This is a genomic window from Anabaena sp. AL09 (assembly GCF_001672255.1).
Taxonomy (GTDB): Bacteria; Cyanobacteriota; Cyanobacteriia; order Cyanobacteriales; family Nostocaceae; genus Dolichospermum; species Dolichospermum lemmermannii.
On sequence record NZ_LJOQ01000040.1, the window covers coordinates 6,875 to 16,056 of the forward strand.

The 9,182-nt window shown below is 36.2% G+C and carries 9 protein-coding genes; 5 read left to right on the forward strand and 4 right to left on the reverse strand.

The window, feature by feature from the left end:
* Positions 1-1,617 (forward strand): calcium-binding protein (locus AN490_RS07590; protein WP_300001389.1); only part of this gene is annotated, 1,617 nt, incomplete at its 5' end.
* 390 nt (positions 1,618-2,007) lie between these two features.
* Here the strand turns inward: AN490_RS07590 and AN490_RS07595 are convergent.
* Complete coding sequence (locus AN490_RS07595) at positions 2,008-5,214, reverse strand: glycoside hydrolase family 15 protein (protein WP_300001391.1); 3,207 nt, start codon at positions 5,212-5,214, stop codon at positions 2,008-2,010.
* A 137-nt stretch (positions 5,215-5,351) separates the two neighbouring features.
* Between AN490_RS07595 and AN490_RS07600 the strand changes: the two genes are divergently transcribed.
* The 4 genes from AN490_RS07600 to AN490_RS07615 all read left to right on the forward strand — a co-directional run bounded on the left by AN490_RS07600 (position 5,352) and on the right by AN490_RS07615 (position 7,392).
* Complete coding sequence (locus tag AN490_RS07600) at positions 5,352-6,290, forward strand: Rpn family recombination-promoting nuclease/putative transposase (RefSeq protein ID WP_300001393.1); 939 nt, start codon at positions 5,352-5,354, stop codon at positions 6,288-6,290.
* A gap of 308 nt (positions 6,291-6,598) precedes the next feature.
* Complete coding sequence (locus AN490_RS07605; protein WP_300001395.1) at positions 6,599-6,886, forward strand: hypothetical protein; 288 nt, start codon at positions 6,599-6,601, stop codon at positions 6,884-6,886.
* Positions 6,859-6,939, forward strand: a complete 81-nt coding sequence (locus AN490_RS07610) for a WD40 repeat domain-containing protein (RefSeq protein ID WP_300001530.1) — start codon at positions 6,859-6,861, stop codon at positions 6,937-6,939. The genes AN490_RS07605 and AN490_RS07610 overlap by 28 nt, the downstream gene beginning before the upstream one ends.
* 165 nt (positions 6,940-7,104) lie before the next feature.
* A complete protein-coding gene (locus tag AN490_RS07615) occupies positions 7,105-7,392 on the forward strand; it encodes a nucleotidyltransferase family protein (RefSeq protein WP_300001397.1) in 288 nt (95 codons plus the stop codon).
* Positions 7,393-7,542: 150 nt separating this feature from the next.
* On the opposite strand, the gene AN490_RS07620 is transcribed toward AN490_RS07615, so the two are convergent.
* The 3 genes from AN490_RS07620 to AN490_RS07630 form a co-directional block, all read right to left on the reverse strand.
* Positions 7,543-7,944, reverse strand: a complete 402-nt coding sequence (locus AN490_RS07620; RefSeq protein WP_300001399.1) for a type II toxin-antitoxin system VapC family toxin — start codon at positions 7,942-7,944, stop codon at positions 7,543-7,545.
* Between the two features lie 7 nt (positions 7,945-7,951).
* Complete coding sequence (locus AN490_RS07625; protein ID WP_300001401.1) at positions 7,952-8,248, reverse strand: hypothetical protein; 297 nt, start codon at positions 8,246-8,248, stop codon at positions 7,952-7,954.
* A 185-nt stretch (positions 8,249-8,433) separates the two neighbouring features.
* On the reverse strand, positions 8,434-9,015 hold the full coding sequence (locus tag AN490_RS07630) for a 5-formyltetrahydrofolate cyclo-ligase (RefSeq protein ID WP_300001403.1): 582 nt from the start codon (positions 9,013-9,015) through the stop codon (positions 8,434-8,436).
* Between the last annotated feature and the right edge of the window lie 167 nt (positions 9,016-9,182).

Consider the following 9,182-nt stretch of genomic DNA (forward strand, 5'->3'; position numbering starts at 1 on the left):
TGGGTAGCTCGTTCTAACGGTGATGGTTCTTTTACTGCTGTTTATGCTGTAGGTGATGATGGCGCAGCTGGACTTAATGGTATTGCTGGTTTTGATTTCCTTTCTGGAAATGATCGCGCTTTAGCGTCTGATGTCAACGGAGATGGAAAACAAGATCTCATTTTCTATCGGGGTAATCAACCAGGATTGAGAGTTGCGATTTCTAATGGTGACGGTAGTTTCACTGGTGCAAATATAGAAAATATATTTACTGGGGATAATGGCAATAATAACCTAGTAGGAGGCAATGGCGATGACATTTTAACCGGAAATGGTGGTAATGATACTGTTAGTGGTGGAAATGGTAATGATACTTTAATCGGTGGCACAGGTAATGATACCCTAGATGGTGGCGCAGGTACTGATACAGCAGATTATAGAGCCATAGGTCAAGCCATTACTCTGAAACCAACAGGAGTAGTTACCAAAGGTACAGCAGGAACAGACCAACTGGTTAACGTAGAGAACATTATCGGTGCTACAGGTCTAACCAACATTATTGATGCTTCCACTGCTACTGGAACTGCTACAATTAATGCCAATTTAGCGACTAAATCTCTAGTTGTTAATACTGGTGTTAGCACTTTCCCCACTTTGACTTTTGGTGTTACTAATTTTGTTACTGTTATTGGTACAGCCAATAATGACACAATTACTGGAGATGATGGCAATAATACGCTAATAGGAAATGGCGGTAATGACATTTTAACCGGAAATGGTGGTAATGATACTGTTCGTGGTGGAACTGGTAATGATGCAATTAACGGTGGTTTAGGAAGCGACACGGTTGATTATAGCAGTTTTACGGAAGCAATTACCCTGTTAGCGGGTGGAATCGTTAATAAAGGCTCTTTTGGCACTGATACAATTGTAGACGTAGAAACTGTAATTGGTGCTACAGGTCAATCTAACACTATTGACGCATCAACCGGAACTGCTACTACTACATCCCTCAATGTTAATCTAGGTAATAATAGCCTGATTGTTAACGGATTACCTGCACCGATTAATTCTATCACCTTAAATGTTCAGAATTTCCTAAATGTTTATGGTACTACTCAAAACGACACAATTACAGGTAATAACCTAAGTAATCTGTTAGTTGGAAATGCTGGCAATGATACTATCCAAGGTAACGATGGAAATGATGGGTTGTATGGTGGTGATGGTAATGATAGATTAGAGGGTGGTGATGGTAATGACTTTCTCTTTGGTGAAGTAGATAATGATCAGTTGTATGGTGGTGATGGGTCAGATGAATTATACGGGGGTATAGGCGCAGATTCCCTTTATGGAGGCAATAATAATGATATCCTCTGGGGAGAAGATGGTAATGATATTCTCAATGGTGGCAATGGCAATGATATTTTTGTAATTGCACGAGGTTCTGCTGATATCATTCAAGACTTCCAAGATGGATTTGACCGTATTGGCTTAAGTGGGGGTTTACTATTTAATCAATTGACAATTTCAGCTTTGGGTACTAATACTTTAATCACAAGTAATGGTCAAATTCTTGCTACTTTGCAAAATATTGGTTCTACGTTGATTACTAGCACTGATTTTACTGTATTCTAAGTTAGTACCATTTTTAGCGATTTACAATAGCCAGAAACTTTTTAAATACGCTCTAATAAGCGAATAAAAGTGAAGAAGGATTTTTAGATCCCCCACTTCTTGAAGAAGTCGGGGGTCTTTGATTTAGATGGGTTTCTTCTAAATAGGGTTTGCTGAAAAAGTTATCTGTGAGGGCTAGAAGTTCAGGAGGATTTAGAAGAAGTTAGAAGAAGTTAGAAGTAATATCAAGTCTGGAAAACTGAACAATTTTTGATGCTATGATCATATTTTTCTTGCACCTCATTTACCTTTTATACAGATAAAAATCTTGATACGTCTGGGTTGTAGGTTTATTCAGCAAACCCTAAATAGGACTTACGCTGCTAAAGAAAAGGGTGACTTGATTTACAGCTAAACATCTTGAACAAACTCCGTTAAGAATCTAAACGCCTTTAAAATATAATTAGCGCAATCTTGAGGAGAACTATTATAAAATGATGGCCATGCAGTAGCTTTATCTTCATCATAATAATCGCGGCGATGGGGATGATTTTCTAACCACGCTAACCGCACTGCATGACCGATTAACACATCTAAAACCATATATTCTTCAATTTGCAAGTTAGGGTTATTAGCGACAATTTTAGCCAATTCCATCAAGGCTTCTACATTGACTTGGCGATATTCTGGGGCTTCAATTTTATTCAGCAAATGTTCAACTAACAAAGCAAAATTTCTTTCTCCTGCTGTCATTTCTGAAAGCATGATTTCACTTTTTAAGCGATTTCGTCGTTCTAATTTATCACCAATGACTAAACCTTTGCAATGCTGCATTAATAGCCAAACTTGTTTAAAAAAGTCTTTGGGGACACGATTTAATGCACCTTCTCTTTGACGAAATCTGCGCCAACCATCAAGAGGAACTTCTGTTTCTTCACTAATTACAGGTAGGACAACCCAAGCAATATCACTTTCTTTTTGTTTGACGTGCAATGATTCCTGTTGACGTAATAAATTACTTACGCCACTATATCCAGTTAACACTTGACGTAAACGCATTTTCACTTCAAAAGGTGAAAGCTGCATTAATTGTTCATAAGCTTCATCTTGGGTAAGGATGAATTCTCTGGCTATGTCGCTAGTAATTAAAAGAATCAAATAACCGACTCTCAATGTAATAAATCCGCGAAATAATTCTGGTTCTGATTTGATTAAAACACCGAGATAAATAAGAATTTCTTGCGTTAAAACCCGATCTCGAATATCCTCACGACAGAAGTTATTAATTTTCTCAGTAATCTCATTTCCAGAGATAGGAACAACTATCAGAGAAGCTTGACTGTAAGCCCTCCCCACTGCTATTTGCTTACCTTGAACCAAAATACTCGTTATCGCATCTGATAAGCCAATATCGAGCATTTGGCGTAAACCCGCAGCCCGTCGCACCACCGCCCACAGCCCTAAATCTCCGGCTTTGGTATAGACTTCATCGAGTAAATCCGCTACAGTGACAGCATTAGTTGGCCCAGCATATCCTGTATCAAATTCTAAACCCTGTAACCGCGTTAAAGTTTGCAGTAATTCAATTTGCTCATAAATGTTTTCTGATGAGCGTAAATATTCTAATAATAAATCTAAGTTAGTTTCGCATTCCATTTGGAATTCTTGGGTATGTCCCAAAGACCAACTTTTTTCTAAATTAGAAGTCAGGTAATAACAGCGAATTCTCTGATTTATGACTGATGATTGCGATAATTCTGTATCTGATAAAAAATCAATTCTTTGAATTGCGGCTGTCAGCATTAATTGATTCAATTTTCCTAATTTTACCTGGACTCCATGACAAATACCATCCTTGAGTTCCTGCATTAATTCTAATAATGCTTCTGACCCAGTTTCTAGCATAGTTCGAGTAATCATTAAAGTCAAAGTCGGACGACCTAAATCACTCCAGTATTTTTGAATATAAGCCAATTCACCTCTAATTTGATCTACTAAAAAGTGATAATCAAGAGTTAAATAAAATTGTTGAGAATCTAGGAATGATGGTAAAAATACAACTGTTTGATCTCTAATCCGAAAGAATCTTGATATCGTCAAACTTCTCAGTCGTCGCAAGGGACGGCCTGTTAAACCCAGTTGATCATTTCTGCCAATTTGTGTATAAATTTGGGAAAGTTCTTCAGATTTCCTAATTTGAATTGGTGCGATTTGGGTAGGAGTTTGGGTTTCAATTCCATATACTTCTAATTGTGTTTGTAATTCTTCATCTTCTGCTAGTAAAGCAATTTGAACTAAGGAATTGCGGTTTTTACCGACATTCAAATGTCTACCTAAAGGATCAATATCTCCTAGTGATATTAAACCTTCACTTAACATTTCTCCCAGATAATATAAGCTTTGCGCCCAAACTAAAGGAATATTTTCATTGGGTAATCTTAACTGAGACTGAGGATCTAATTTCTCAGCTTCTATATTTTCTTCAGGAACATAATAAACTTCCGGTAATAGCTGTAACCCGTTCTGTTCTACCAACAATGATTTTAAAAGTTCTTGATATTTCTGAACTTGTGCTTGTTCACCGCGAAATAATCCATCAAGAACTAAATAAGTGAAAAATAATGGCCATTCACATTCAATATGTTCAAATTGTTTAAGTTCACCCGGTTCATAGTGTAAACGTTCAGTATCTTCTAAAACTGTTTGATGTCCATCTCTTAAAAAGCGTTTACAACCATATTTTCCTGCGAGTTTACTAATAATTTCTTTAAAGGTGCGTTCTCGCAATGCTTCATCTTTCACCGCAAAAGCGGGATAACTAATAATACTCAACAACGCCGCATCAACTTCTTTAGAACCTGATTCTCTGGGTAATAATGATTCTAAAGTAATTCTGGCTCTAGCGATTTCATCTGGTAAAACATGAATTACTGATGCTTGACTACCATGAACACCAAATAAATTCAGTCCATTGATAGATTCTAAAGCTGCTTTAGCCATTCCCAAAGAACTGGCGTTTAATTCTGCACTACCATGATTAATTTTATTCCCCCGTTCCCAAATCCCAAAATCCGGTGTTCTGTAAGCTCGACCAATATAATAAACTAGGTTTTGGACAAAGTTAACTTCATCCAATGTAAAAATAATTGATAATCCGCTGGCGGTCATTTGTGCCAACATTAATAAAAAGATAGATGTCGCGTCAAGTTGCAAATGTCCCCATTCATCATCACCGACAACAATATCACCTGTGGCTGTATTGTATTTGGCGTGAAGTCCATCCAATAATGATTGTGTATGTTTGAATGTTTCAACTTTGTGAGATTGTCGCATCATGGCAAACAATAGACCACGCATTAGTTTAACAACACTATGTTCTAATTCATAGGTGCGACCATGATCATGATCTAACTTGCGATAAGCTAGGGCTAAACCCCAAACTGCTAAAATACTATAAACATTATCTCGCACCCAGGCATCTGTATAATCGCCATGAGCAGTAATAGCGGTACTCGCTGGTAATAAACCAGTAATGGGGTTTTGACGGGCTAAAATTATTGTCTTGATTTGCTGATAGTAAAAATCTAAGCGAATTGGTGGTGTGCTGGATGTGTTCATTATGGTGATGAGAAAATTTAACTTTGTTGCTGTGAGGTTGATAAATAAAAAAGTTGTATAATTCTCTCTTTTGGTGTATGTAACAATTATCCAGAGGAGAATTTTTTTGAGTAGGTAGGATAGATTACAATTATAATATGCGACGTGACTCTATTTTCTATTATTTATTTCAAACATATCCAACCTTACTGTTTGAATTATTGCCAAATCCTCCCGCAAATGCGGCTAATTATCGCTTTGATTCGGTAGCGGTAAAAGAACCAAAGTTTGAAATTGACGGGGTGTTTCTACCACCAGAAACCGAAACTCCTGGAGTTGTTTATTTCTGTGAAGTTCAGTTTCAAAAAGATGAACGACTGTATGAGCGGTTATTTGGAGAATTATTTCTCTATTTTTACAGAAATAGGGAGCGGTTTCAAGATTGGCAAGCAGTGTTAATTTATCCAACTCGGAGTACGGAACAGGGGGATATTCACCCCTATCGCGCACTTTTAAGTTCGGAACAAGTCCATCGAGTATATTTGGATGAGTTGGGAGAATTTGAGGAATTACCCCTTGATGTCAGTTTGTTGGTATTGACAACTCTAAAACAAAACAAAGCCCCAGCAGCAGCGCGATATTTAATCAATCGTTGTCAGCAAGAGTTACAAGAACCAACAACTAGACGTGGCATAATGGAAATAATTACCACGATTATTTCTTATCGGTTTACTCGTTTAAGTCGTGTGGAGATAGAAGCAATGTTAGGCATAAGTTTTCAGCAAACTCGCTTGTATGAAGAACTCAGAGAAGAAGCTACCGAATTAGGTATGCAGCAAGGTATGCAGCAAGGTATGCAGCAAGGTATGCAGCAAGGTATGCAGCAGGGTAAACAACAAGGTAAACAGGAGGGAGAAGTAAATCTGATCCTGCGGTTGTTATCGAAAAGATTTGGGAAAATTCCTAGTCAGCTAAAAATGCAGATTGAGAAGTTATCTTTGGAACAATTGGAAGCTTTAACTGAAGTGTTTTTAGATTTTGTAAGTTTAGATAATTTGGTTGTTTGGTTGCAAAATTTAGAAGTTTCCCAGAAGTAAAAGCCAGAGATTACTAGCGGAATCTGTAACAGTTGAATAATTTATAATTTGTAGGGGTTTAGCAATGCTAAACCCTTACGTTTTGGTGATTGCAAAATTTTTCTTACTCATAGATTCTTAATTTGGACTTCCCATTTAATACCAGCGTATTTATTGACAAAATTATCAAATCGTTAGCGATAGATTACAGAGATACGATGATAATAAAATGATACCGTATCTCACATCTAGAAAAAATATAAATGGATAAAATTATGATAAAGCAACATTAGGAAATTCTAGTCAACTCACAGAAACATCAAGAGTTTATGCTGCGGGATGGGCTGCACCCAGGGGAAATATGTTTACAATCATGCTATCGTTTTGTTGATGGAAAAATTACGACTGTTCTGAGAAATTATAAAGATGGATATGGTTTAATTTATAGTAATAATATCGCCCCAGGAATGAGTGGCGGTTCTGTTCTCAATCAAGATGGGGTTTTAGTGGGAATTAATGGCCGTGCGTCTACAAATTCAGAGAAGGGTACTACATCTTTTGCGGCTATTCCCATTAATGAATATAAGAAATATCAAGTCCAGACGGGAGGACTTTAGCTAGTGGTAGTGAGGACAAAACTATCAAAATCTGGCGGGTATCTGGGCGTTAATTTGTCTGAATCAGGATTTACAGGATTTAAGGATTTACAGGATGATAATTAAGTTTATAATAGGTAGGTTGGGTAGAGGAACGAAACCCAACCATAGAACCTAGATAAATTGTAAAAATGTTGGATTTTCTTAACCCAATCAATTAACTACTAGGAGAAATAATCGTGAATAAAGAATATTTAATTAATTTTCTTCGAGAAAATTTAACTATTATCAAAAGTTATGGTGTAACTTCCTTGGCTTTGTTTGGATCTTTTGCAAGAGACGAAGCTAAAACTAGCAGCGATCTTGATTTATTGGTAGAATTTCAAGGAAAAGTTACTTTTGATCAATACATGGACTTAAAGTTCTTTTTAGAAGACAATTTAGGTTTATCTGTTGATTTAGTCACCAAAAAGATGTTAAAATCTCAAATTATTAATTCCGTGGAAAAGGATGCGATTTATGTCTAATAACTCAAGTTGCCAGTTATTTAATTGAGGCTGATAATGGGTAATTTGTAATTGGTGATAAAATCTCTGTTTTCATCCTGTAAATCCTTTAATCCTGGATATCCTGATTCTGACAATTAAATTATTAATCCACCCAATTAATAACTTTTCTCACTGCAACCAATTCTCCAAACTCAAACCCTCAACTCTTGTTAAATCACTATCATTAGAAACAACCGTCAAACCTTTAATCATTGCAGTTGCAGCAATTAAAACATCTTCAGTTTGAATCGGTAAACCCTTTAATCTTAAATTAGCATGAATTTCCGCAGCTTTTTCTAAAATTGCCAAATCATCTAAGAAAATAATAGGATAGTTTTGGCAAAATTTGTTAAATCTTTCTCTTTGTTTGGGAGCATCAACCGCTAAAAATCCTCTCCTCATTTCAAAATAGGTAATGCAGCTAATAGATATACTTTTTCTTTGAGCTTTAATATCTTCGATTCTTTCAGTAATTTGCAGATTATTCCTAATAGCGAAGGAAACTATATTTGTATCTAATAAATAATTCATACATCACCTATTTTCGTTTAACTGCGTCATCAAAAATAGCCATTTGTTCAGGAGTAAAATCATCCCCTATTTTGGATAATATTTCTATTGACATTATTCCATCACAATGTTTTTTTAATTCACCATCTGACATATTATTAAATTCTTCAAATGGTAGATTTTTCTGAAAAAGTTTAACCAGATGTTTGACTATTTCTGAATAATCAAGATCCTCTTTAAATAAAGGATATTCTGCCATTAAAATAGATACCACTTGCTCAATTCTTTTAATTATTGATTCTTGTTTAATATCAGTTGATAACATAATCATTACCTCTAATCTCAACTATTTTCATATTATATCATGTAATTGTCAGAATCAGGATGTCCAGGATTTAAGGATTTACAGGATGTTATTGTTAGAAGGTCGCGGTGGTAAACCTGCATCAGAATTAGAAATAGGTTTTTTAGAAAATCTTATTCTTGGATCTTAGTTAACTTCAATTTTTTCTACTGTAAACTGGTGGTTGTCATCAAGTTTTCTGTCATCACCCTTTCTAAAGGTTTGTCCCAACTATCAACAGGTAATTGAGATAAATAAGCAAAATCAAAAACCACTCCTATAGTCGCTTTCGTCTCCCAACCGGGAGAATTTAACAAACGGTCATAATATCCCCCACCATAACCTAAGCGGTATCCTTGGACATCACAACCCACACAGGGAACAAGAATTAAATCTACTTCCTCAATCTCAATTATCGGTGCTTCGTGGTGAGGTTCTGTAATCCCATAAGCACCGATATTAATTGTGTCATCAGGTTGCCAAGAATGCCAAACTAGAGATTTATCAACACAACGGGGAAAACCCCAACGTTTGTTAGTGTTGGTATACAGTGAGCTAATATCAGGTTCTTGACGAAAGCTAAAAAAAGCGAGAATGGTATTTGCTTGATTAAATATAACTGAGTTTTGGATGTTGGTAGTGAGGCGATCGCTCTTTTCTCTCCATTCTAATAATGTCACTGACTGGCGTTTTTGGAGTAGAGTCCGTCGCAGTTCTTTTTTACTTAATTGTGAATTTATTTTCTGCAAATTCCCCCCCGTTCCCATACTCTGTATGGGAATGAATTAAGAAGGCTCTGCCTTCTATATATACTAGAGTCAGAGACTCTTTGACACTCTCAGGGAGCCAAGCCACTGAGATTCTACTGACAGAATTAGATTAAAGGTTTAGCCTAATCTAATCTCGCTGCGACCGT